This window comes from Staphylococcus ureilyticus (assembly GCF_025558845.1).
Classification (GTDB): domain Bacteria; phylum Bacillota; class Bacilli; order Staphylococcales; family Staphylococcaceae; genus Staphylococcus; species Staphylococcus ureilyticus.
Genome location: NZ_CP094825.1, coordinates 920303 through 946257 on the forward strand (window position 1 = coordinate 920303; position 25955 = coordinate 946257).

General features: G+C 33.2%; 23 protein-coding genes. 21 read left to right on the forward strand and 2 right to left on the reverse strand.

Features of this window, described 5'->3' with window-relative positions:
• The first annotated feature begins 1 nt into the window (after position 1).
• From rsmB to MUA21_RS04525, 7 genes are all read left to right on the forward strand, one after another.
• Positions 2 to 1309, forward strand: coding sequence for a 16S rRNA (cytosine(967)-C(5))-methyltransferase RsmB (gene rsmB / locus MUA21_RS04495; RefSeq protein ID WP_225792175.1), 1308 nt, complete (start codon positions 2 to 4; stop codon positions 1307 to 1309).
• A gap of 3 nt (positions 1310 to 1312) precedes the next feature.
• Positions 1313 to 2407 carry a dual-specificity RNA methyltransferase RlmN gene (rlmN, locus tag MUA21_RS04500; RefSeq protein WP_262561956.1) on the forward strand — a complete coding sequence of 365 codons (1095 nt, stop codon included), beginning with the start codon at positions 1313 to 1315 and terminating at the stop codon, positions 2405 to 2407.
• A gap of 4 nt (positions 2408 to 2411) precedes the next feature.
• On the forward strand, positions 2412 to 3155 hold the full coding sequence (locus tag MUA21_RS04505; protein ID WP_046208674.1) for a Stp1/IreP family PP2C-type Ser/Thr phosphatase: 744 nt from the start codon (positions 2412 to 2414) through the stop codon (positions 3153 to 3155).
• Complete coding sequence (gene pknB, locus MUA21_RS04510; RefSeq protein WP_262561958.1) at positions 3152 to 5197, forward strand: Stk1 family PASTA domain-containing Ser/Thr kinase; 2046 nt, start codon at positions 3152 to 3154, stop codon at positions 5195 to 5197. Before MUA21_RS04505 ends, pknB begins: the two co-directional genes overlap by 4 nt.
• Before the next feature lie 229 nt (positions 5198 to 5426).
• Positions 5427 to 6302 carry a ribosome small subunit-dependent GTPase A gene (rsgA, locus tag MUA21_RS04515; protein ID WP_262561959.1) on the forward strand — a complete coding sequence of 292 codons (876 nt, stop codon included), beginning with the start codon at positions 5427 to 5429 and terminating at the stop codon, positions 6300 to 6302.
• Entirely contained in the window at positions 6303 to 6947 is a 645-nt protein-coding gene (rpe, locus tag MUA21_RS04520) for a ribulose-phosphate 3-epimerase (RefSeq protein WP_107526276.1), read from the forward strand. It begins immediately after the preceding gene.
• Positions 6948 to 6952: 5 nt separating this feature from the next.
• Positions 6953 to 7588: a thiamine diphosphokinase gene (locus tag MUA21_RS04525; RefSeq protein ID WP_262561960.1), complete on the forward strand. Its 636-nt coding sequence runs from the start codon at positions 6953 to 6955 to the stop codon at positions 7586 to 7588.
• A gap of 77 nt (positions 7589 to 7665) precedes the next feature.
• Here the strand turns inward: MUA21_RS04525 and rpmB are convergent, their stop codons facing one another.
• A complete protein-coding gene (gene rpmB / locus MUA21_RS04530; protein WP_002483503.1) occupies positions 7666 to 7854 on the reverse strand; it encodes a 50S ribosomal protein L28 in 189 nt (62 codons plus the stop codon).
• 241 nt (positions 7855 to 8095) lie between these two features.
• Here rpmB and MUA21_RS04535 point away from each other — a divergent pair, with 241 nt between their 5' ends.
• From MUA21_RS04535 to recG, 5 genes are all read left to right on the forward strand, one after another.
• The gene (locus tag MUA21_RS04535; RefSeq protein ID WP_107526275.1) at positions 8096 to 8467 is read left to right on the forward strand and encodes an Asp23/Gls24 family envelope stress response protein; all 372 of its coding nucleotides are present in this window, start codon (positions 8096 to 8098) and stop codon (positions 8465 to 8467) included.
• A gap of 14 nt (positions 8468 to 8481) precedes the next feature.
• Entirely contained in the window at positions 8482 to 10143 is a 1662-nt protein-coding gene (gene fakA / locus MUA21_RS04540; protein ID WP_107526274.1) for a fatty acid kinase catalytic subunit FakA, read from the forward strand.
• A 357-nt stretch (positions 10144 to 10500) separates the two neighbouring features.
• The gene (gene sdaAB, locus MUA21_RS04545; RefSeq protein ID WP_046208668.1) at positions 10501 to 11166 is read left to right on the forward strand and encodes an L-serine ammonia-lyase, iron-sulfur-dependent subunit beta; all 666 of its coding nucleotides are present in this window, start codon (positions 10501 to 10503) and stop codon (positions 11164 to 11166) included.
• A 13-nt stretch (positions 11167 to 11179) separates the two neighbouring features.
• On the forward strand, positions 11180 to 12049 hold the full coding sequence (gene sdaAA / locus MUA21_RS04550; RefSeq protein ID WP_046208667.1) for an L-serine ammonia-lyase, iron-sulfur-dependent, subunit alpha: 870 nt from the start codon (positions 11180 to 11182) through the stop codon (positions 12047 to 12049).
• A gap of 1 nt (position 12050) precedes the next feature.
• Positions 12051 to 14096, forward strand: coding sequence for an ATP-dependent DNA helicase RecG (recG, locus tag MUA21_RS04555; protein WP_103161469.1), 2046 nt, complete (start codon positions 12051 to 12053; stop codon positions 14094 to 14096).
• Between the two features lie 50 nt (positions 14097 to 14146).
• On the opposite strand, the gene MUA21_RS04560 is transcribed toward recG, so the two are convergent.
• Positions 14147 to 15706: a M4 family metallopeptidase gene (locus MUA21_RS04560; protein ID WP_262561965.1), complete on the reverse strand. Its 1560-nt coding sequence runs from the start codon at positions 15704 to 15706 to the stop codon at positions 14147 to 14149.
• 291 nt (positions 15707 to 15997) lie between these two features.
• On the opposite strand from MUA21_RS04560, the gene fapR reads away from it, so the two are divergent.
• The 9 genes from fapR (at position 15998) to MUA21_RS04605 (ending at position 25933) form a co-directional block, all read left to right on the forward strand.
• Positions 15998 to 16567: a transcription factor FapR gene (fapR, locus tag MUA21_RS04565; protein ID WP_046208664.1), complete on the forward strand. Its 570-nt coding sequence runs from the start codon at positions 15998 to 16000 to the stop codon at positions 16565 to 16567.
• Entirely contained in the window at positions 16560 to 17546 is a 987-nt protein-coding gene (gene plsX, locus MUA21_RS04570; protein ID WP_262561966.1) for a phosphate acyltransferase PlsX, read from the forward strand. The genes fapR and plsX overlap by 8 nt, the downstream gene beginning before the upstream one ends.
• Positions 17539 to 18465, forward strand: a complete 927-nt coding sequence (gene fabD, locus MUA21_RS04575) for an ACP S-malonyltransferase (RefSeq protein ID WP_046208662.1) — start codon at positions 17539 to 17541, stop codon at positions 18463 to 18465. The genes plsX and fabD overlap by 8 nt, the downstream gene beginning before the upstream one ends.
• On the forward strand, positions 18458 to 19195 hold the full coding sequence (gene fabG / locus MUA21_RS04580; RefSeq protein ID WP_046208661.1) for a 3-oxoacyl-[acyl-carrier-protein] reductase: 738 nt from the start codon (positions 18458 to 18460) through the stop codon (positions 19193 to 19195). The genes fabD and fabG overlap by 8 nt, the downstream gene beginning before the upstream one ends.
• 162 nt (positions 19196 to 19357) lie before the next feature.
• The gene (locus MUA21_RS04585) at positions 19358 to 19591 is read left to right on the forward strand and encodes an acyl carrier protein (RefSeq protein WP_019467939.1); all 234 of its coding nucleotides are present in this window, start codon (positions 19358 to 19360) and stop codon (positions 19589 to 19591) included.
• A gap of 249 nt (positions 19592 to 19840) precedes the next feature.
• Positions 19841 to 20551: a ribonuclease III gene (gene rnc / locus MUA21_RS04590; RefSeq protein ID WP_107525985.1), complete on the forward strand. Its 711-nt coding sequence runs from the start codon at positions 19841 to 19843 to the stop codon at positions 20549 to 20551.
• 261 nt (positions 20552 to 20812) lie between these two features.
• Entirely contained in the window at positions 20813 to 24382 is a 3570-nt protein-coding gene (smc, locus tag MUA21_RS04595) for a chromosome segregation protein SMC (protein ID WP_262561967.1), read from the forward strand.
• The gene (ftsY, locus tag MUA21_RS04600; RefSeq protein ID WP_070037893.1) at positions 24379 to 25614 is read left to right on the forward strand and encodes a signal recognition particle-docking protein FtsY; all 1236 of its coding nucleotides are present in this window, start codon (positions 24379 to 24381) and stop codon (positions 25612 to 25614) included. Before smc ends, ftsY begins: the two co-directional genes overlap by 4 nt.
• Positions 25601 to 25933 carry a putative DNA-binding protein gene (locus tag MUA21_RS04605; protein ID WP_046208657.1) on the forward strand — a complete coding sequence of 111 codons (333 nt, stop codon included), beginning with the start codon at positions 25601 to 25603 and terminating at the stop codon, positions 25931 to 25933. Before ftsY ends, MUA21_RS04605 begins: the two co-directional genes overlap by 14 nt.
• The last annotated feature ends 22 nt before the right edge of the window (positions 25934 to 25955 follow it).

Genomic DNA, 25955 nt, shown 5'->3' on the forward strand with positions numbered 1-25955 from the left:
AATTGAAACTAATGTAAGGTTATTAGCTTTTGAAACACTACAAGATATTATTAATGATAAAGCTTATAGTAATATTATTATTAATGAGGTATTAACAAATAATGAGTTAAATCGAGCTGATAAGAATTTATTAACCGAATTAGTATATGGTACGTTAAAAAGAAAATATACACTAGATTATTATTTGAAACCATTTGTACAAACTAAACTTAAAGGTTGGGTCAGACAGTTACTATGGATGAGTATCTATCAGTATATGTATTTGGATAAAGTTCCTGAACATGCGATTATTAATGAAGCTGTTAATATAGCAAAATATAAAGGCGGCCCACATAACGGTAATGTGGTTAATGGAATCTTGAGAACCCTTATGCGCAGTGAGTTACCAAATTTCAATGAAATTTCGGACGATAAGAAGCGAATTGCTATTCAGTATAGTTTGCCTAAATGGCTTGTTGATCACTGGGTGACACACTTTGGAATAGAAGAAACTGAAGCAATTGCACAATCATTTTTAACAAAAGTGACAACAACTGTAAGGGTTAATTTGACAAGAATTTCAGTTGAACATGTGATGCAACGTTTAGAAGAAGAAGGTTACACTGTAACGCAAGATAATGACATTACAATTTGTTTACATATTAGTGGTAAACCGATTATAGAGTCACGCGTATTTAAAGATGGTTTAGTATCTATCCAAGATAAAAGTTCTATGTTTGTAGCTGACGTGATGAATCTTCAAGATGGCGACCTTGTATTAGATGCTTGTAGTGCACCTGGCGGAAAAGCATGTCATATAGCAGAAAGGCTACATGGTACTGGACATGTAGATGCGACAGACATCCATGAACATAAAATTGATTTGATTGATTTTAACATTCGAAAATTACGATTATCTAACATTTCCGCTTTTAGTCACGATGCGACGGAAAATTATGATAAAGTGTATGATAAGATTTTAGTAGATGCACCTTGTAGTGGCTTAGGTGTACTTAGACATAAGCCAGAAATCAAATACGAACAAAGTCAGCAAAGTATTCAATCTTTAGTGAATATTCAACTAGAAATTTTAAATAATGTGAAACATCATTTACGTCCAGGAGGCACTTTAGTTTATTCAACTTGTACAATAGAACAGTTAGAAAATGAAAATGTAATATATACATTTTTAAAAGAAAATAAAGATTTTGAATTTGATTTATTTGAACATCCAATCAGTGGAGAAAAGGTAAAAACTTTACAAGTGTTACCTCAGCATTTTAATTCTGATGGCTTTTTCATTACTAGGATAAAAAGAAAGGACCAATAAATAATGATAACTGCAGAAAAGAAGAAAAAGAATAAATTTCTTCCCAATTTTGAAAAGCAATCTATATACTCTTTAAGATATGATGAAATGGAAAATTGGTTAAAGGAAAATGGGCAACAAAAATTCAGAGCGAAACAAATCTTTGAATGGTTATATGAAAAACGAGTAGACAGCATTGATGAAATGACAAATTTGTCTAAAGAGTTAAGAGCACTATTGAAAGATCATTTTGCAATGACAGTGATGACGACAGTAGTTAAACAAGAAAGCAAAGATGGTACAATCAAATTCTTATTTGAATTACAAGATGGGTACACAATCGAAACAGTATTAATGAGACATGAATATGGTAATTCCGTATGTGTTACTACTCAAGTGGGTTGCCGTATAGGTTGTACATTCTGTGCATCTACACTAGGTGGCTTAAAGCGTAATTTAGAAGCGGGAGAAATTGTATCTCAAGTGCTTACTGTCCAAAAAGCATTAGATGAAACCGAAGAACGTGTATCTCAAATCGTCATCATGGGTATTGGGGAGCCATTTGAAAACTATGATGAAATGATGGACTTTTTGAAGATTGTTAATCATGACAATGGTTTAAATATAGGTGCGCGTCATATTACTGTTTCTACTTCTGGTATTATACCTAGAATTTATGATTTTGCTGACGAAGATATTCAAATCAATTTTGCAGTAAGCTTACATGGGGCTAATGACGAAATTCGTTCTCGATTAATGCCTATTAACCGAGCGTATAAAGTTGAAAAATTAATGGAAGCCATTAAATATTATCAAGAAACAACAAATAGACGTGTTACATTTGAATATGGTCTATTTGGAGGCGTCAATGATCAAGTTGAGCATGCGAGAGAGTTAGCACATTTAATTCAAAAATTAAACTGTCATGTAAATTTAATACCTGTGAACCATGTACCAGAAAGAAATTACGTCAAGACGCCTAAAGAAGATATCTTTAAATTTGAAAAAGAATTAAAGAGACTAGGTATTAATGCAACTATAAGAAGAGAACAAGGTGCTGATATAGATGCAGCATGTGGTCAATTAAGAGCTAAGGAACGAAAAGTAGAAACGAGGTAATAGTATGCTAAAAGCACAATTTTTTACTGACACAGGTCAATATCGTGATAAGAACGAAGATGCAGGTGGTGTGTTCTATAATAAAACAGAACAACAATTACTTGTACTCTGTGATGGTATGGGTGGACATTTAGCAGGAGAAGTAGCAAGTCAATTTGTAACAGATGAATTGCAACGTCGTTTTGAAGAAGAAAATTTAATTGAACCTAACCAAGCCGAGGATTGGCTGAGAACTACACTTAAAGCGATTAATCGTGAATTATATCAACTCTCTGTTGATAATACAGACTATTATGGCATGGGAACAACTTGTGTTTGTGCGTTAGTATTTGATGATTATGTAGTGGTCGCAAATATTGGTGATTCAAGAGGATATTTGGTTAATAGTAGAGAGATTGAACAAATTACAAACGATCATTCTTTCGTTAATCATTTAGTGATGATTGGTCAAATTAGTGCTGAAGAAGCGTTCAATCATCCGCAAAAAAATATTATTACAAAAGTTATGGGTACGGATAAGGTAGTAACACCAGATATTTTTGTAAAAAGAACTAATTTTTATGATTTTCTATTACTTAACTCGGATGGATTAACAGATTTTGCGAGAAATCATATGATTCAAGAAGAATTAATGCAAGAAAATGATTTAGAAACACACGGCCGGAATCTTATTGAATTAGCAATATCTCAAGAAACGAATGATAATGTGAGTATTGTTTTAGCAGAAATTGAAGGAGATAAGGTATGATTGGAAAATTAATAAGCGAACGTTATAAAGTGATAAAAAAGCTTGGCGGCGGTGGCATGAGCACAGTATATTTGGCTGATGACACAATTTTAAATCGCAATGTAGCAATTAAAGCTATTAGGATACCTTCTGGTGAAAAAGAAGAAACAATTAAGCGTTTTGAACGTGAAGTTCACAATTTAACACAACTTTCACATAAAAATATCGTTAATGTTTTTGATGTTACTGAAAATGATGAAAATTTCTTTTTAGTGATGGAATACATAGAAGGTCCCACTTTATCAGAATATATTCAACAACATCGACCTTTAGACATCAAAACCGTAATCAAATTTACTGAACAAATTATTGAAGGAATAAAGCATGCACATGATACAAAGATTGTTCATCGTGATGTAAAACCTCAAAATATTTTGGTGAATCGTGATCAAACACTAAAAATATTAGATTTTGGTATTGCAAAAGCATTAAGCGAAACGACGATGACCCAAACAAATCATGTTTTAGGGACGGTTCAATACCTTTCTCCAGAACAAGCGCGTGGTGATGTAACAGATAACGGCACTGATATATATTCTATTGGTGTTGTACTGTATGAAATGTTAGTAGGACAACCTCCTTTTTCCGGTGAAACAGCAGTAAGCATCGCTATAAAACATATCCAAGATCCAATGCCTAATGTTTCAAGCAAACGTTCTGAAGTACCACAATCATTGAGCAACGTCGTGCTTAAAGCGACTGAAAAAGATAAGAAAGATCGCTATCAATCGGTTCAAGAAATGCAAGATGACTTGTCTACTGTCCTGACAAAAGAGCGTGAAAATGAATCACCATATCATTCTGTTGACGCTGACACTAAAACAGTGCCTATTGATAAAGCAGAGATTGCTAATCAGACTCGTGATGAAGATAAAGCAAAAAGCATGAATCAAACCATGCAAATTCCAATTGTTAATCAACAATATTTTCAATCAAATGAGGAACAATTATATACAATGCTTCCGAAAAAAAGATCGAAAAAGAAAAAGTTTTTCTATGGTTTAATCATTGTGTTACTATTGTTTGGATTATTTGGTTTTATGGCCATGGGAATGTTTGGTAATAAATATTTGGAAACACCTAATTTAATAGGTAAGACTGAAAAAGAAGCTGAAGGTATTTTAAAGGATAACAAACTAGAATTAGGCAAAACTACAAGAGCTTATAGTGATAAATATCCTGAGAATAAAATTATTAAAACATCACCTGGTAAAGGTGAACGTTTAGAACAACAAAGTAAAGTAGACATTGTATTATCAAAAGGACCTAAAACTGCAGAAATGCCAAAATTATATGGATTACCAAAAGCAGAGGCATTAAATAAATTAAAAAAATTAGGAATTGATGATGCAAAAGTAGATCAATCTTATACGAAACAAAATGTAGCTAAAGGCTTAATTGAAGCACAAAGTATATCGCCAGGTGATAGAGTGAAAATAAATGATAGTGACATTAAATTGACTGAATCATTAGGTGTTAAACAAGTTAATGTGGATGATTATGAGAAAAAATCATTCAAGACAGCTAAATCTGAACTAGAATCTAAAGGATTTAAAGTAGTTACTGTAGAAAAACGCTCTGATAAAACAGTTAAAAAGGACAATGTCATTAGTCAATCACCTAAAGACGAAGAAGTAGATGAAGGTTCTACCGTAGAATTCGTAGTATCTACAGGTAAACCGAAAGCATCAGAGAAAAAAGAAGATAAAGATTCTGAGGAGCAAGAAGATAAGTCATCTAAAGAAGATGATAAACCTCAAACTAAAACATATACAGAAACCTATCAAGTTCCCTATACGGGTGATGATGATGAAAGCCAAGAAGTGAAAGTATATGTGAGAGACAAGGATGACAAAGGATCATCAGCTGCACAAAGCTTCAAAATTAAAGATGATAAAACCGTTACTATTCCAATGACGATTGAAAAAGGAGAGACGGCGGGTTATACGATTCGAGTTGATGGCAAGATTGTAGCTGATAAAGATATTCCTTATGATTTTTAGCGCAACTTAACGAACAAAGTGAAGGGAGTTTAGTTGCGCTTATGCAGAAGCCAAAGGCTTCTGCGAACTACTTTTAAAAAACGTTTATAACAGAGTATTATTGCTATCATTACATGTAGTAATAATGCTCTGTTATTTATTTTTAACTGAAATAGTCTCAAATCGTATTTAAATTAAAAAGCCTTTGCTATAATATAGTATGTAAAGCTTTTAAAAGAGGGGTGCCTAAGTGAAAACAGGACGCATCATAAAATCATTAAGTGGTGTATATCGCGTAGATGTAAATGGCGAAATGTACGACACAAAACCACGTGGATTATTTAGAAAAAATAAATTTTCACCTATTGTTGGTGATGTTGTAGATTTTGAAGTTGAAAATATTACAGATGGTTATATTCACCGTGTTCACGAACGAAAAAATGAATTAAAAAGACCACCAGTTAGCAATGTTGATCATCTAGTATTAGTGATGAGTGCGGTAGAACCTGAATTTTCAACTCAGTTATTGGATAGATTTTTAGTCATAGCACACTCGTATCATATGAGACCTCGCATATTAGTAACTAAACGTGATATTACTTCACCTAGCACGGAAAACAAAATATTACAGACACTAAAAGTTTATGAAAATATGGGATATCATACACAATTTATAAGTGTTGAAGATCATATCGATGAAGTTTTCATGCAATGGGGAGAAGGACTAGTGGTATTAAGCGGTCAATCAGGTGTTGGGAAATCTACGTTATTAAATCGATATTTTCCTGAATTGAACATTGAAACACAACATATATCTAGAGCGTTAAACAGGGGAAGACATACTACAAGGCATGTAGAATTATTTGAACGGAAAAATGGCTTTATAGCTGACACACCTGGATTTAGCGCATTAGATTTTAATCATATTCAAAAAGATGAAGTGAAACATTATTTCATGGAAATCAATGAATATGGTGAACATTGTAAATTTAGAGATTGCAACCATATAAACGAACCCAAGTGTAACGTTAAGTATGAAATAGAAAAAGGGAATATAGCTCACTTTAGATATGAACATTATTTACAATTATTTAATGAAATTGCAAACAGAAAGGAAAGATATTAAGTGGCAAAATTATATCCATCATTATTATCAGCTGATTTTTTACAATTACAAAAGGAATTAAAAGCATTAGAAGATGCAGGTGTTGATGGTGTGCACTTTGATGTGATGGACGGTCAATTTGTTCCAAATATTTCAATTGGATTGCCTATATTAGAAGCCGTTAGAAAGGGTACTGATTTACCAATAGATGTGCATTTAATGATAGAAGAACCAGAAAAATATGTGGAGCTTTTTGCAGCACAGGGTGCAGACATGATTTCAGTACATGTGGAAGCAACACCGCATATTCATAGAGTAATACAACAAATTAAAAATACTAATGTAAAAGCTGGTGTAGTCATTAACCCGGGTACATCGGTGAATACGATTATGCCAGTGCTGAAAATGGTGGATTATGTACTTGTCATGACAGTTAACCCTGGATTTGGCGGTCAAACATTCATTCAAGATAGCATTAGCAAATTGGACGAACTAGTTAAGATAAAAAAAGCATTAAACTTATCATTTGAAATCGAAGTTGATGGTGGCATTAACGATGAAACAGTTGCAACTGTTATCAAACACGGTGCCACTATGTTGGTAGCTGGTTCATACTTCTTTAAACAAAAAGATTATAAACAAGTGACGCAAACATTGAAAGGTTGAAATCAATGAAAGTCAATTTATTATGTGGGGCAAGAAATTTACCAGAAAATATTATACAAAATAAGGCAAATGAGTCATGGATAGGGATTGACCGAGGTGCATTAATATTGATTGAATCAGGTATTATGCCTCAATTTGCAGTCGGTGATTTTGATTCAATAACTAAAGAAGAAAAGGATTATTTGGCTGAAAAACTAGCAATTAATCCATATCATTCTGAAAAAGATGACACTGATTTAGCATTGGGTATCGATCAAGCAATCCATTCAGGCTATAGTGAAATATGTGTTTATGGAGCAACCGGTGGGCGTTTAGACCATTTTATGGGTGCATTGCAAATTTTAGAGAAGCCAGAATATACAAAAAAGAAAATTAATATTAAAATCATTGATCAACAAAATGAAATTTCATATTTATCTGCTAAAGATCATTGTGTTGAAAGAGATTTTAATTATCCATATATATCATTCATCCCAATTACATATCCTACAGTTATTTCATTAGCCAATTTTAAATATGAATTGAAGCAAGCATCTTTACAACTCGGTTCTACGCTGACAATATCTAATGAACTAATAAAACCACGAGGTACTGTTTCTATTTATTCAGGTAGCGTATTAATGATTAAAAGTAAAGATTGATAAATCGTAGCAAAATTAATTATAAAAAAAGACCAATCCTCCACATAAGGATTGGTCTTTTTCGTGCATTATATTTATTAAACTCTAGTTACTTTACCAGATTTTAAAGCACGTGCAGAAACCCAAACTTTTTTAGGTTTTCCGTCTACAAGAATTCTAACTTTTTGAAGGTTAGCATTCCATCTTCTTTTAGAAGAATTTAAAGCGTGTGAACGATTGTTTCCAGTTGAAGCTTTGCGACCTGTTACGAAACATTGTTTGCCCATGAAAGTACCTCCTTTAATAAATATAAATACACATATCTACTACATACTTGAATAATGTACCACATAAAAAAAATAATGGCAATAAAATGAAAAAAAATTTCTTTACATAGCTTCTACTTTTGTTACACTCATTTTATGATATAATTGTAAACTATGGATAATATTGTATTTTTTAATCTTAATATAAAGTTTTAAAGTATCAAAAATAAAGTGAGGACCATAAACTAGGAGGCCCAATAAAATGACATTAGAAATTACAAATGATTATGGTAGCATAGACATTTCAAACGAAGTAATAGCTTCAGTTGTGGGTAGTAAAGCGGTAGAATGTTATGGCATTGTAGGAATGGCTTCTAGACAACAAGTAAGAGACGGAATTGCTGAAATTTTAGGTTATGAAAATTATGCAAAAGGCATTGTTGTGAGAGAAGAAAATAGTGTGTTGGATGTTGATATGTATATCATTGTTAGTTACGGTACAAAGATATCAGAAGTTGCAAGCAATGTTCAATCAAATGTCAAATATACATTAGAACAAACATTAAAAGTTAAAGTAAATTCAATTAATATATTTGTACAAGGCGTACGAGTGGATAATGGCAAGAAGAACTAGGAGGACATAACGAGATGGTTAGTAAAATAAATGGTAAATTATTTGCCGAAATGATTATTCAAGGGGCACAAAATTTATCTAATCATTCAGATTTAGTAGATTCATTAAATGTATACCCGGTGCCAGATGGGGATACAGGGACAAATATGAACTTAACAATGACATCTGGCAGAGAAGCAGTAGAAGAGAATTTATCACAGCATATTGGCGAGTTAGGTAAAACATTTTCAAAAGGCTTATTAATGGGTGCACGTGGAAATTCTGGCGTTATCTTATCACAGCTTTTTAGAGGGTTTAGCAAAAATTTAGAAAGTTTTAGCGAAATTAATGCACAGCAATTAGCTGATAGTTTTAAAGCTGGTGTTAACACTGCATATAAAGCAATTATGAAACCCGTAGAAGGCACAATTTTAACTGTTGCTAGAGATGCTGCGGATGCAGGTATACAAAAGGCACAAGAAACAGAAGATTGCATTGAACTTGTGACATATATTATAGAACAAGCCCAGATTTCTTTAGAGAATACGCCCAATTTGTTACCTGTATTAAAAGAAGTTGGTGTAGTTGATAGTGGTGGAAAAGGATTAGTTATCGTTTATGAAGGTTTTCTAAAAGCTTTAAAAGGTGAAACTGTAACTGCAGAAACTCCAAAATTAGATACAGAAACTTTAGTAAATGAAGAACATGACTTCCACGGTGTGATTAATACTGAAGATATTGTATATGGATATTGTACCGAAATGATGGTTCGTTTTGGGGTGAATAAAAAAGTATTCGATGAAGATACTTTTAGAGAAGAAATGAGTCAATTTGGAGATTCATTATTAGTTATTAATGATGATGAAATTGTAAAAGTTCATGTACATACAGAAAAACCTGGCGATGTTTTTAATTACGGACAACAATATGGTGAATTAATTAAATTAAAAGTTGAGAATATGCGAGAACAACATCGTGAAGTTGTAAAAAAAGAACAAAAAGGTACAAATACACAACAATCTAACCAAGAAACTTCAACAGTAGACACTGCTGTCATCGCTATTTCTATGGGAAAAGGCATATCAGAATTGTTTAAATCCATGGGTGCGACACATTTAATAAGTGGTGGCCAGACAATGAACCCGTCTACTGAAGATATTGTGAAAGTGATTGAACAATCCCAATGTAAACGTGCAATCATCTTGCCAAATAATAAAAATATTATGATGGCGAGTGAACAAGCAGCATCAATTGTAGATGCTGAAGCTATTGTGATTCCTTCGAAATCTATACCACAAGGAATAGCTGCATTATTTAATTATGATGAATCAGACGAATTAATTGATAATAAAGCACGCATGATTGAATCATTAGAAGTGATAACTTCTGGCTCTGTTACTTACGCTGTTAGAGATACTAAAGTCGATGGTGTAGAAATAAAAAAAGATGCATTTATGGGATTAGTCGAGGATAAAATTGTCACAAGTAATGAAGATGAATTTGAGACTGTTAAACAGTTATTGTCTCAAATGATTACGGACGAAAGTGAAATAATCACTATGATTATCGGTGAAGATGCCAATAGTGATATAACATCTAATGTTGAATCCTGGATTGAAACAACGTATCCAGATATTGAAATAGATCAACATCAAGGTGATCAGCCTGTATATCAATATCTGTTTTCTGTGGAATAATGTTAGTTTGTTGATAACGACAAAATTTCTATCAATATACGTAATTAGGTATGTGTCATATCTGGTTACGTATATTTATTTTGACGCAAAAAATGGGCAAAGTTTATGTTTAAAGAAGTATATACTAAATAGAGGTAAAAATCGTAATAATATTCACGGTAAAAAATAATTATTTTCATTATGTTTATATGTGTATTCAATTCACAATAGTGTGCAATTTGTAATAATTTTGAATTAAAAGCAGTACAACTAAAATTAGTTTATAATGTTAACTTAAATTGTTATAATAATAAAGGTGCAAATAAAATGTAAGCGCAACACTTTAGAATGATTAAAAATAAGGGTGGGGTATCCATTATGAAATATAAAACAGTTTTCGATATAATTGGTCCAACAATGGTTGGTCCATCATCTTCACATACAGCAGGTGCAGTCAGAATTGGCTTAGTAGCTAAAGATTTATTTAATCAAATACCAAAACAAGTTGATATATATTTGTATGGGTCATTTATGGAAACATATAAGGGCCATGGTACAGATGTAGCACTTGTGGGTGGCTTATTAGGATATGATACAGACGATGATCGAATCCAAAAAAGTTTAGAGACTGCTGAAGAAATTGGCATGAAAGTGAATTTTATTGAAATGGCAGAAGAACGCTCTCACCCAAACACTGCAATTATTAATATGAGAGACGGAGAAAAAGAAATTTCTGTTGAAGGTGTGTCTATTGGTGGCGGTAAGATAGAAGTTGTTGCAATCAATGGTTTTAGTATTGCAATTAGTGGTAACTATCCAGCACTTTTAGTGTTCCATAAAGATACATTTGGTACGATTGGCCGTGTAGCTAATATATTAGGTGATTCCAGTATTAATGTTGGCAGCATGCAAGTTTCAAGAAAAGAAAAAGGTGACCAAGCATTAATGACTTGTGAATTAGATGATGCTATCAATGATGAAATAATAGAAAAAATAAAAAACGTCGATGGTGTAGTGACAGTCTCACTCATGGGCGACGCCTAATGGAGGGATATCAATGTTTAAAAGTGTAAAAGAACTCATTGAAAAATGTGAGACAGAAGATAAAAAAATATATGAAGTGATGCTTGAGCAAGAAATGGAAGTTACTGGTTTATCAGAAGAAGAAGTATATGCACATATGGATAAAAATTTACAAACTATGGAAAATGCATTAGATGAGGGCTTAGAAGGCGTAACTTCAACGACTGGTCTAACAGGTGGAGACGCTGTTTTAATAAAAGAATATTTAAAAACAGGTAAATCTTTATCTGGTGCAACATTATTAGACGCTGTGAGCAAAGCAGTGGCAACAAATGAAGTAAATGCAGCAATGGGTAAAATTTGTGCTACACCAACGGCTGGTTCAGCTGGAGTCGTTCCTGGGGTTCTGTTTGGTTTGAAACCACGATTAGAACCTACACGTAAAGATATGTTGAATTTCTTATTAACTTCAGGCGCATTTGGATTTGTTGTAGCAAATAATGCATCGATATCTGGTGCAGCAGGTGGTTGTCAGGCAGAAGTTGGATCGGCCGCAGCTATGGCTGCAGGTGCGACAGTTGAGCTTGCAGGTGGTACACCACAACAATCTTCGGAAGCTTTTGCAATTTGTTTGAAAAATATGCTAGGTTTAGTATGTGACCCTGTAGCTGGATTAGTAGAAGTACCTTGTGTAAAAAGAAATGCAGCTGGGGCATCTAATGCAATCGTCTCAGCCGATATGGCATTAGCAGGTGTAACTTCCAGAATCCCGACAGACGAAGTAATAGAAGCAATGTATAAAATAGGGCAAACGATGCCTTCAGCGTTGCGTGAAACTGGTCGTGGAGGTTTAGCAGGCACACCGACAGGACAGCGTTTAAAACAAGAAATATTTGGTGATTAAAATGTCAAAAGTCAATTTAATAGAAAGCCCATTTCCATTATCACAAATCAAGGGTTTAGGTCCTAAGCGGTTAGCGGTATTAAATGAATTGAACATTTATACAGTAGAAGATTTAATCTTATATTTACCAACGCGTTATGAAGACAATACTGTAGTTGACTTGAATGAAGCAGAAGATCAAGCGATGGTGACTGTTGTTGGGGAAGTATACTCAACACCCACTGTCGCTTTTTTTGGTAGGAATAAATCTAAGTTGACAGTTCATTTAATGGTTAACAATATTGCTGTAAAATGTGTATTTTTTAATCAACCTTACTTGAAAAAGAAACTAGAACTACACCAAACGGTTACGATTAAAGGAAAATGGAATAGAAATAAGCAAGAAATTAACGGAAATCGAATGTTTTTTAATCAACCAGCAATGGAAGATGTACAATTTGAACCCATTTATCGAATTAAAGAAGGGATAAAGCAAAAACCATTACGTGATATGATTAGGCAAGTTTTAGAACATGTTACGATTCACGAATGGATATCAGATTCATTGAGAGAAAAATATAAATTAGAAACACTAGAAGATACAATCAAAACATTACACCTTGCACCGGACAAAACTTCATTGCTCAAAGCGAGAAGAACTTACGCATTTATTGAATTATTTATGTTTGAACTTAGAATGCAATGGCTAAATAGGTTGGAAAAAATATCAGATGACGCAATCGAAATTGATTATGATATTCAATTAGTAAGAAATTTTATATCACGTTTACCATTTGAATTAACTGATGCACAAAAGCAAAGTGTAAACGAGATATTTAGAGATTTAAAAGCGCCTATTCGCATGCATAGATTGTTACAAGGTGATGTTGGATCAGGAAAAACAGTCGTAGCTGCAATTTGTATGTATGCATTAAAAACAGCAGGTTATCAATCTGCTTTAATGGTACCTACGGAAATACTTGCAGAACAGCATGCTGAAAGTCTTACAGAGATATTTGGTGACAGAATGAACATTGCTTTACTTACAGGTTCAGTAAAAGGGAAAAAACGCAAAATTTTGTTGGAACAACTCGAGCAAAATGAGATAGATTGTATTATTGGTACACATGCGCTTATTCAAGATGATGTTGTCTTTAATAATGTGGGCCTTGTAATTACAGATGAACAGCATCGTTTTGGTGTCAATCAACGACAATTGCTGAGAGAAAAAGGCGCGATGACAAACGTTTTGTTTATGACAGCGACACCTATTCCACGCACATTAGCAATTTCAGTTTTTGGAGAAATGGATGTATCCTCAATCAAACAGTTACCAAAGGGTAGGAAGCCTATTATAACCTCTTGGTCTAAACATGAAGCATACGAAAGTGTATTACAACAAATGTCTGCTGAATTAAAAAAAGGTAGACAAGCATATGTGATTTGTCCATTGATAGAAAGTTCAGAGCATTTAGAAGATGTACAAAATGTAGTTGAATTGTTCGAATCTTTACAAGCCTTTTATGGTAAAGGAAAAGTTGGACTACTTCATGGTAAATTAACCTCAGAAGAAAAAGATCAAGTGATGCAACAATTTAGTAATCATGAAATTGATATATTAGTGTCAACGACAGTGGTAGAAGTAGGAGTAAACGTCCCTAATGCAACATTTATGATGATATATGATGCGGATCGATTTGGATTATCGACTTTACATCAATTAAGAGGACGTGTTGGTAGAAGTGAACACCAAAGCTATTGTGTATTAATTGCTTCACCGAAAACTGAAACAGGGATAGAACGTATGAATGTAATGACACAAACAACAGATGGTTTTGAATTAAGTGAACGTGATTTAGAAATGAGAGGACCTGGTGATTTCTTTGGTGTGAAACAAAGTGGGTTACCTGACTTTTTAGTAGCGAATGTTGTTGAAGATTATAAAATGTTAGAAGTAGCGAGAGATGAGGCAGCAGAATTAATTCAATCCGGTGCATTTTTTGAAGATGAGTATCAAAGATTAAGAACATTTGTAGAAGATAATTTATTATATACTAGTTTTGATTAACAAAAACAGCAATTTAGCGTGTCATTTGCTAAACTGCTGTTTTTTTATATTTACGAGCCTACACCTACTTTAGTCCATGCTTGTGCTACAGATTGTGATTCGTTACTATTACGGCCATATAATTCATCTACTGCTTGTTTTAAGGCAATTTTGGCATCAGAAAATTCAGCATTGGACGTCAAATATTGAGTTAATGCGAGATAGTATATTTGCTCAGCTTTTTCTTTACCAATTGATTGTATCGTTAGGTATGCCGCTTTGTTTGGAATACCACTATTAATATGGACACCACCATTATCTTCAGCACCAGTATAAAATTGATCCATATGTGCTGGTTGATCATATTTTTCTGGATCTTTTAAACTTCTTAAGGCGTCACCATCTTGATTGGGAGTATATACAACTTCACCCATCAGCCAGTTATCAGGGTCAATAAAATACCCAAATACATCTGAGAAAGATTCGTTGAGTGCACCAGATTGATTTACATATTCTAAATTAGCAGTTCTTTCAGTTACCGCATGTGTTAATTCATGAGCAACAATATCTTTAGCGCCTGATAAGGGATTAAATGTTTGACCATCACCGTCACCGTAAACCATATATTGTCCGGTCCATGCTGCATTATTATAGTTCTTATCAAAATGGACAACTGAATTAATATCAGCAGCATTATCGTCGTAACTATTTCTATCGTGTGTATTTAAATAATAATCATAAACTGCTTTTGCGTAATAGTGTGCATCGACGCCAGGACGTTGTTGTTTTTTATCAAAATATTTTGAATCATTTATGATAGGAGAAAATTGATCAGTGGTTCCATTAGCACTTTCAGTATTAATATGTGCATCTGTCGTTGTATCATTTAAAGTATATTGTCCATTGTTGCTAGATACATTAAGTGGTGATTTTTTATCACCATTCACTCCGATACCAGAGCCTTTTTCTAAAGCGTGTTCAATCACATTTTGTTTTTTTAATATCTCCCCAGTGCTAGCATCAACTTGTATTTGCCAATGTGCAGGCTTAGGAGATATGTAATTTAATTCTATATTATATATATATCTTTCTTTTTCACTATTAACATCTAGTTTGTTTTTAGACACTACTTTAAAGCCATCGATGTTTGTAACGTCATTGCTTTTTTTACCAATTGCTTTAAAGGCTAATTTTTCTGCTTGGGAAGAAGATAGTTTCACCTTATTATTAACGTCGATATGTTGTCTGTGTATATGACCATTGATAAGTGATACCTTTCCATCTGAGTTTACATGGACTTTAATTGTGCTATCATTAGCTAGAATATGATTGATTTTTGGTTTTAATTCATAATGTGTAACGCCAGTTGAATCAACACTGCTATTGATTACTTTGTATTGTTTAAATGCATTTTTATTAATAGATTCTGTTTTAGTTTTATTCGTATTGAGCACAGATGTAGCGTTGTTTTGTAGGAAATGTTCTACATCTATTTTATTGGAAATTTTTGTTTCAGTTGAACTTTCTAAGTTTTCAGGAACGATACTATTGATTTCTTTTGCGTTACTCTGAGTGGAAAAAGCTGCAAAAAATGTTGCAGATAACAATGCATTGGTCACTACTTTTTTCAATGTTTACAACCCCTTTGAATTGGAATGAATAATCTATGTATTTCTGAAATATTTTTAATAGTTAAGCGTTTTAAAAACTATACATTTTATTTTTATATAATTTAACATATTATTATTAAAAGTTATATATTAACTTTAAAAACTTTTTTTGCTTTGGTTATAAAAGTGTTCAGCTTTAACTCAATATAATGGAGAAAGTCTTATGTTTTTAGTTGAGCAATTGAAATAGAAAGTGTTATGATATGTTAGGAATGTTTAAGACTTGGTACTAAAATTAGGGAGTAGTAAACTATGAAGTTAAAAAAACAAGAACGTCGTGAAGCAATAAAAAAAGAAATAGAAAAAAATCCCTTTATTACTGATCTTGATTTAAGCAGTCTTTTTTCAGTCAGTATCCAAACAATAAGGTTGGATCGTACACACTTAAATATTCCTGAATTGAGAAAAAGAATAAAATCCGTTGCGAGAAAAAATCACGAAAGTATTCGATCTATTGATGGAAGTGAAATCATAGGTGATGTGATTAACGTTGAACCAGATCATCAAGCAACATCTCTGATTAATATTGATGAAGATTCAGTATTTACAAGAAATAAGATTGCCAGAGGTCATGTGTTGTTTGCACAGGCCAATTCATTATGTGTGGCACTTATACATAAACCAGTCGTTTTAACTAAAGAAAGTAATGTTTCATTTTTAAAACAAGTTAAATTAAACGATACAGTACGTGCTGAAGCACAAGCTGTTGAAATAACGAATAAATATTTTAAGATAAAGGTAAATTCGTATGTCAAAGATACTTTAGTATTTAGAGGTACATTCAAAATGTATTATACAAGTGAGGATGAACAAAATGGTTAAAATAGCTATCGACATGATGGGTGGCGATGACGCACCTGGCATCGTTTTAGAAGCTGTTGAAAAAGCGGTCAATGATTTTAAAGATTTAGAAATTATATTATTTGGAGACCAAAATAAATGTAATATTAATCACGAAAGAGTGGAAGTACGTCACTGTACAGAAGCGATAACGATGGAAGATGAACCTGTAAGAGCAATTAAACGGAAAAAAAATAGTTCGATGGTGCGCATGGCTGAAGCAGTAAAATCTGGTGAAGCGGATGGATGTGTATCAGCCGGTAATACAGGTGCATTAATGTCTGCAGGACTATTTATTGTTGGTAGGATTAAAGGTGTAGAAAGACCAGCATTAGTGCTTACTTTACCTACTGTATCAGGTAAAGGTTTTGTATTTATGGATGTCGGTGCAAATGCGGATGCTAAAGCAGAACACTTATTGCAATATGCACAATTAGGCAATATTTACGCACAAAAAATACGTAATATTGAACAACCTTCTGTAGCATTGCTTAATATAGGAACTGAAGCAGCTAAAGGAAATACATTAACTAAAAAAGCGTTTAATTTAATGGATGAACAACAAGAATTTCATTTTGCTGGTAATGTAGAAGCGAAAGTATTAATGGATGATGCTGCAGATGTCGTTGTCACAGATGGCTATACTGGTAACATGATCCTAAAAAATCTAGAAGGTGTAGCAAAATCTATAGGAAAAATGTTGAAATCTACACTTTTAAGTAGTTTAAAAAATAAATTAGCAGCGTTAGTCTTACGCAAAGATTTAAATGAGTTAACTACAAAAATGGACTATGCAGAATATGGTGGTTCAGTTTTTCTAGGATTGAATGGTATCGTTGTAAAAGCACATGGTAGTTCTAATGCCAAGGCATTTTATTCAGCAATTCGTCAAGCTAAGGTTGCTGGAGAATTAAATATAGTAGATACAATGAGAGAAACGGTGGGGTCAAAAAATGGGTAAAACAGCGATTATTTTTCCTGGACAAGGGTCACAAAAAGTAGGCATGGCTAGTGATTTGTTTAATGAAAGTGATGCCGCAACATCAATTTTAAATGAAGCACAAGCACAATTGGATTTTGATATCTTAGAAACAATGTTTGAAGATGCCGAAGGTAAATTAGGCCAAACTGAAAATACACAACCAGCATTACTTACACATAGTACCGCTTTATTAATGGCATTAAAACAAATTGATGCAGATTATACAATGGGGCATAGTTTAGGTGAGTACGCGAGTCTAGTAGCGAGTGGCGTATTAAAGTTTGAGGACGCGGTAAAAATAGTTCGTAAACGTGGACAATTGATGGCAGCAGCTTTTCCTGATGGTGTTGGTAGCATGGCAGCTGTCCTAGGTTTAAATTACAGTGAAGTTGATGACATTTGTAAACAACTTTCAACAGAAGACGAAGTCATAGAACCTGCTAATATCAATGCACCTGGACAAATTGTGGTTTCAGGGCATAAAACATTAATAGATCAACTTGTTGCTGAAGGAAAATCTTTGGGTGCTAAACGCGTCATGCCTTTAGCCGTTTCTGGTCCTTTCCATTCATCCATGATGCAAGTTATTGAATCGGACTTTGCAAATTATATCGAACAATTTGAATGGAACGACGCCAATTATCCAGTGGTACAAAATGTAAATGCTAAAGGTGAAACAGATGCTAAAGAAATTAAAGAGAATATGATTAAACAATTATATTCTCCGGTTCAATTTATAGATTCTGTGACATGGCTACTTGATCAAGGTGTCGACCATTTTATTGAAATTGGGCCAGGTAAAGTACTTTCAGGATTAATAAAAAAAATAAATAGAGATGTTAAGCTTACTTCAATTCAAACATTAGAAGACGTAAAAGGGTGGAATGAAAATGACTAAAAATGCATTAGTAACTGGAGCATCTAGAGGTATTGGTCGTAGTATCGCAATTCAGTTAGCTGAAGAAGGTTATAACGTAGCAGTAAACTATGCAGGTAATAGAGAAAAAGCAGAGGCTGTAGTAGAAGAAGTGAAAGCTAAAGGTGTAGAAAGCTTAGCAATTCAAGCTAATGTTGCCAATGGCGATGAAGTAAAAGCAATGATTAAAGAAGTAGTAAACCAATTTGGTACAGTCGATGTATTAGTCAATAATGCAGGTATTACTAGAGATAATTTATTGATGCGTATGAAAGAAAGTGAATGGGATGACGTTATCGACACTAATTTAAAAGGTGTGTTTAACTGTATTCAAAAGGTTACACCACAAATGTTAAGACAAAAAAGTGGGTCAATCATCAATTTATCTAGTGTAGTTGGTGCAGTAGGAAATCCTGGCCAAGCTAATTATGTTGCAACAAAAGCAGGCGTTATTGGATTGACTAAATCTGCTGCGAAAGAATTAGCTTCAAGAAATATCACAGTTAATGCCGTTGCACCAGGGTTTATTGTATCTGACATGACAGATGCATTATCAGATGATTTAAAAGATCAAATGTTGCAACAAATTCCATTAGCAAGATTTGGAGAAGACACTGACATTGCAAATACAGTAGCATTTTTAGCTTCAGACAAAGCAAAATATATTACTGGTCAAACAATACATGTCAATGGTGGTATGTTTATGGAATAGTGTAACTGTACGGACATACCATTTTGAACATGACTTGATATGACTTATGGATGTATGTCATGCTCTAAGTATGTAATTCATTGAAATACTACTTGTATTTCAATCGATAAAATGGGAAAATATAAAAGTCTATCATAGGCTTTTAAAAGGAGGTGAATCGACGTGGAAAACTTCGACAAAGTAAAAGATATCATCGTTGACCGTTTAGGTGTTGACGCTGAAAAAGTAACTCAAGATGCATCTTTCAAAGATGATTTAGGCGCTGACTCACTTGATATTGCTGAATTAGTTATGGAATTAGAAGACGAATTTGGTACTGAAATTCCAGATGAAGAAGCTGAAAAAATCAACACTGTTGGTGATGCAGTTAACTTTATCAATAGTATGGAAAAATAATAAACAAATATCTGAGTCGTGGATTTTACGGCTCAGATTTTTTCTATTAAAAAGCAGTTAACTTTAGTAATCATATCAATAGTAATCGTTAAAGAGGATTAATGTTTTATAAATGATAAAATGAATGTATGATTAGCAGTTTTCCCTTTAGTTTTATAATAAATTCACGTAAAATATAAAGGCATAAGTATATACAAAATTACTTTAAATTGAGGTGGAAAAGTATTGACGAACCATAAAAAAAAGGAAATGGTTAATGCATTCCAAGAAAAGTTTTCAAAAAAAATGCAAGAATTAAATTTGAATTTTAATAAAGTGAATTTATATCAACAAGCATTTTCACATTCGAGCTTCATCAACGATTTCAATATGGATAGATTAGATCATAATGAACGTTTAGAGTTTTTAGGAGATGCGGTATTAGAATTGACGGTTTCACGCTATTTGTTTGACAAATATCCAGAGTTACCAGAAGGTAATTTAACGAAAATGCGTGCGACAATTGTTTGTGAGCCTTCACTTGTAATATTCGCGAATAAAATTGCATTACACGACCTTATCTTGTTAGGTAAAGGAGAAGAAAAAACAGGTGGTAGAACAAGACCCTCACTTGTATCAGATGCATTTGAAGCTTTTGTAGGTGCATTGTATTTGGACCAAGGTCTAACCGCTGTTTGGAAATTTGCTGAAAATGTGATTTTTCCATTTGTGGAAGGCGATAAACTTGACGGCGTCGTCGACTTTAAAACACAGTTTCAAGAATATGTGCATCAGCAAAACAAAGGTGACGTTACTTATCGTTTAATCAATGAAGAAGGTCCTGCGCATCATCGTTTATTTACGTCGGAAGTGATTTTAGAAAACAAGCCGGTTGCGATAGGCAAAGGCAAAACGAAAAAAGAATCAGAGCAACAAGCAGCAGAAAGTGCTTATAAACTCTTGAAAAATAAAGAGGTTTAATGTCAGTTCCATTGTATATTGTGGTGTAGCTTACAGACGATTTAGCGCATGTTGGACGAAATTGTAAAAAATTTAAGATGCGTTAATGAATGATGTGAAAGCATTTCTAATAGATGAGTTAATAAAGCATGTAATCATTGCAAGTCGCTGTGACAAATTTATTGATGCACTAATCATATAGAAGCAGAAGCGAGAGCATGAACGTATTTGCATTACGTTGTTTTTATCTCGCATCTGAGAAACACTTTAAAGGAGAATAGCATGGTATATTTGAAATCTATTGATGCCTTTGGATTTAAATCATTTGCTGAACATACAAATGTACAGTTTGATGAAGGTGTCACGGCAATAGTAGGACCTAATGGTAGTGGTAAGAGTAATATTACAGATGCAATTAAGTGGGTTTTAGGTGAACAATCTGCTAAATCATTACGTGGCGCAAAAATGGAAGATATTATTTTTTCTGGTGCAGAACATAGAAAAGCTCAAAATTTTGCTGAAGTAAAATTAAAATTAGATAATAGTTCAGGTAAATTAAATGTTGATACAGAAGAACTCATAGTCACACGTCGTTTATATAGAAGCGGGGAGAGTGAATATTATTTAAATAATGACCGATCACGACTTAAAGATATCATAGAACTATTTTTAGATTCAGGATTAGGAAAAGAAGCATTCAGTATAATATCTCAAGGTCGCGTAGATGAGATTCTTAATGCAAAGCCAATTGATAGAAGGCAAATATTGGAAGAATCTGCAGGTGTACTAAAATATAAAAAAAGAAAGGCAACTTCTGTGCAAAAATTAGATCAAACAGAAGATAACCTGACGCGTGTAGAAGATATCTTATTTGATTTAGAAGGTCGAGTCGAACCATTACGTGAAGAAGCTGCAATAGCAAAAGAATATAAACATCTGTCTAGTGAAATGGAAAAAAGTGATGTGTTGGTCACTGTTTATGATATTGGACAATATAATCAAAATATTTATGAACTAGACGAAAATCTCAATCGCTTAAAAGGTCAACAAGCTTCAAAAGATGCGGAAAAGGCGCAGCATACACAATCATTAAATCAATATAAATCTGAACGTCAACAATTAGATGAAAAGATAGAATCTTTAAATTTTAAACTTGTTAAAGCGACTGAAGAAGTTGAAAAATTTGCTGGACAATTGAATGTGTTAGAAGAACGTAAGAAGAATCAATCGCAAACCAATGCACGATTTGAAGAAGAACAAGAAAGCTTAGAGACACAAGTGACAAATTTAAAGCAAGAGCAATCAGAAGTAAAAGAACAAATCAAACAGTTAAAAACGAAACAAAATGATCTAAATGAAGAGATACAACAATATGAATCACAACTTTATGTGTCCGATGAACAACATGATGAAAAGTTAGAATCAATAAAAGATGAATACTATCAACTCATGTCAGAACAATCAGATGTCAATAATGATATACGCTTTTTAGAGCATACAATTCAAGAAAATGAAACGAAGCAATCACGTTTAGATTCACGCTTGCTTGATGCCTATAAGGAATTAAAAAATATTCAAACTCAAATCACTGAAACAGAGAAACAAAGTTCAATCGCGAAAAAAGAGTTGAAAAAAGCAGAAAGTGATTTAGCATCTTATGAAAAAAAACTAACGCAACTTAAACATCAACAAAATGAATACGAAGAGAAATTACATCAAGCATACAGATTTAATGAAAAATTAAAATCACGTATTGATAGTTTAGCAACACAACAAGAAGAATATAGTTATTTTTTCAATGGTGTAAAACACATATTGAAAATGAAAGATAATAAACTTTCTGGCATCCGTGGTGCAGTAGCAGAAGTTATCCAAGTACCTTCGAATTTAACGAAAGCGATTGAAACTGCATTAGGTGCTTCGCTACAGCATATCATCGTTGATTCTGAAAAAGATGGTCGTCAAGCAATACAATATTTAAAACAAAATGGTCTTGGAAGAGCTACATTTTTACCATTAAACGTCATTCAACCTCGTAATATTGCCAGCGATATTTTGAAGATAGCTAATAGTTCAATTGGTTTTGTGAACGTTGCTTCAAGTGCGATACAAGTTGAAAATGATTATAAACATGTGATTCAAAATTTATTAGGCAATACAATAATTGTAGACAACTTGAAAAATGCTAACGAATTAGCTAGAAAAATTCGGTATCGAACACGTATCGTAACGTTAGAGGGAGATATTGTAAATCCAGGAGGTTCCATGACTGGTGGTGGTGATCGTAAAACTAAGAGCATTTTATCTCAAAAAGATGAGCTCTCAACAATGCGTACGCAATTAGAAGATTATCAGCAACAAACTGTTTCATTTGAAAAACAATTTCAAGCAATTAAAGAAGAAGCCGATGCGTTAAGTAATACTTATTTCGATACGAGTCAAAGTTATAATACGATAAAACAAAACGTACATAAATTTGACTTAGAATTAGATAGATTACGTAAACAAGAAACACATTTAAAAAATGAGCATGAAGAATTTGAATTTGAGAAAAATGATGGTTACCAAAGTGAAACAAGTAAGCAAACCTTAAATGACAAAAAAGCGCAATTAGCAACAATCCAAGCGCAATTGCAAAAATTAGAAGAAGATATTAATATCTATACAAAATTATCAAAAGAAGGTAAAGAGAGTACAACGTTAATACAACAAAAATTACATCAAAAACAATCTGATTTAGCAGTAGTTAAAGAAAGATTAAGTACTCAAAAGCAAACGGAAACAAGGTTAACGCATCAACTTAAACAATTAAAAGAGCAAAAACAAAAATTGAGTGAGCAAATTGAATTATTTAATTCGGATGAGATAACTGGTGAAAAAGCTTTCGAAACGATTCAAAATAATATTGAACAAAGTAAAAGTAATAAAGCGCAATTAACAGAAGACTTGGCTACTATTAAATCACAACGCCAAACTTTGAATGATACAATTGAGACAACAGAGCGTAAGTTGGAAGAAGCAAATCAAGATATTTTATCGATTGAAAATCGTTACCAAGATATTAAAGCAGAACAATCTCGTTTAGATGTGCTAATCAATCATGCGATAGACCATTTGAGCGAGCAGTATCATCTTACTTATGAACGGGCAAGTGAATTATATACACTAGAAGAGGATATTGACAGTTTACGAAAAAAAGTAAAATTAACCAAAATGTCTATAGAAGAATTAGGCCCCGTAAATCTAAATGCAATTGAACAATTTGAAGAAATCAACGAACGCTATACATTCTTGAATGAACAACGTGCTGATTTAAGAGCAGCCAAAGCGACGTTAGAACAATTAATAGAAGAAATGGATAATGAAGTGAAAGAACGATTTAAAGAGACTTTTCACGCTGTACAAGGTCATTTTTCTGAAGTATTTAAATCACTATTCGGTGGAGGACAAGCAGAGTTGCGCTTGACAGATGATGATTATTTATCAGCAGGGGTAGATATTATTGTTCAACCACCAGGTAAGAAACTGCAAAACCTATCACTATTAAGTGGTGGGGAACGTGCTTTGAGTGCAATTGCTTTGTTGTTCGCTATTTTAAAAGTGAGATCGGCACCATTTGTCATTTTAGATGAAGTAGAAGCAGCCTTAGATGAAGCCAATGTTATACGTTATGCACAATATTTAAAAGCATTATCAAACCAAACTCAGTTTATAGTCATTACACATCGTAAGGGTACAATGGAATTTTCTGATCGCTTATACGGTGTAACGATGCAAGAGTCAGGTGTATCAAAATTAGTAAGTGTCAATTTAAATACGATTGATGAAGTCATTAAGGAGGAACAAGTATGAGCTTTTTCAAACGACTAAAAGATAAATTCACAACGTCTGCAGAAAATCAAAAACCAGACGAATTAGAACAAGAACAACAATCTGAATTAGATGTAGATCAACCTCAATCATCCGAAGCGCCTAAGGAAAAAACAAAGCAGCCAAAAAAATTAAAAGAAGCTGATTTTGATGACGACGGATTAATTTCAATTGAGGACTTTGAAGAAATTGAAGCGCAACAACTTGGTGCAAAATTTAGAGCTGGATTAGAAAAGTCGCGTGAAAATTTCCAAGAACAGTTAAACAATTTAATTGCACGTTATCGTAAAGTTGATGAAGATTTCTTTGAAGCACTGGAAGAAATGTTAATAACTGCAGATGTTGGTTTTAACACAGTGATGGAACTCGTAGAAGAATTACGTACCGAAGCACAACGTCGTAATATTTCAGAAACTGAAGATTTGCGAGAAGTTATCGTAGAAAAAATTGTAGAAATCTATCATCAAGACGATGAACACTCAGAAATTATGAACATTGAAAATGAAGGGTTAAATGTCATTTTAATGGTAGGTGTCAATGGTGTGGGCAAAACGACAACAATTGGTAAATTAGCACATCGCTACCAAGCTGAAGGTAAGAAAGTGATGCTAGCAGCTGGTGATACTTTTAGAGCTGGTGCTATTGAACAACTCAAAATTTGGGGAGAGCGTGTTGGCGTAGAAGTAATGAGTCAAAAAGAAGGTTCGGATCCTGCAGCAGTTATGTATGATGCCATTAATGCAGCTAAAAGTAAGGGTGTAGATATTTTAATATGTGATACTGCTGGCCGTTTACAAAACAAATCTAATTTGATGAATGAACTAGAAAAAGTAAAACGTGTGATAGGTAGAGCAGTACCTGAAGCGCCTCATGAAGTCCTACTTTGTTTAGATGCTACTACTGGACAAAATGCCTTGTCCCAAGCTAAATCATTCAAAGAGGTTACGAATGTGACTGGTATTGTATTAACTAAACTGGATGGTACTGCAAAAGGCGGTATCGTTTTAGCGATACGTAATGAATTAAAAATACCAGTTAAATATGTTGGTTTAGGTGAAAAATTAGATGATTTACAACCATTTAATCCAGAAAGCTATGTATATGGACTGTTTGCTGATATGATTGAACAAAATGTTGATGATTCAAATGCAGCGGATGATCATACAGATAGCACGGATGTACAGAATGAAGGCCATACAGATGACACAAAATGATTTAATTAAGACTATACGTATGAATTATTTATTTGATTTTTATCAATCATTATTAACGGAAAAACAACGTAACTATCTAGAACTATTTTATCTACAGGATTATTCTTTAAGTGAGATTGCAGATACGTTTGATGTGAGCCGCCAAGCAGTGTATGATAACATAAGAAGAACTGGTGATTTAGTAGAAGATTATGAAATGAAACTAGGCCTTTATCAAAATTTTGAAAAACGACAAAACATATATGAAGCGATCAAAAAGCATATTGATGAGCCAGAAATAATTAAACAGTATCTTCAAACGCTTGAAGATTTGGAATAATTGAGAGTATAAAGGAGGGTAA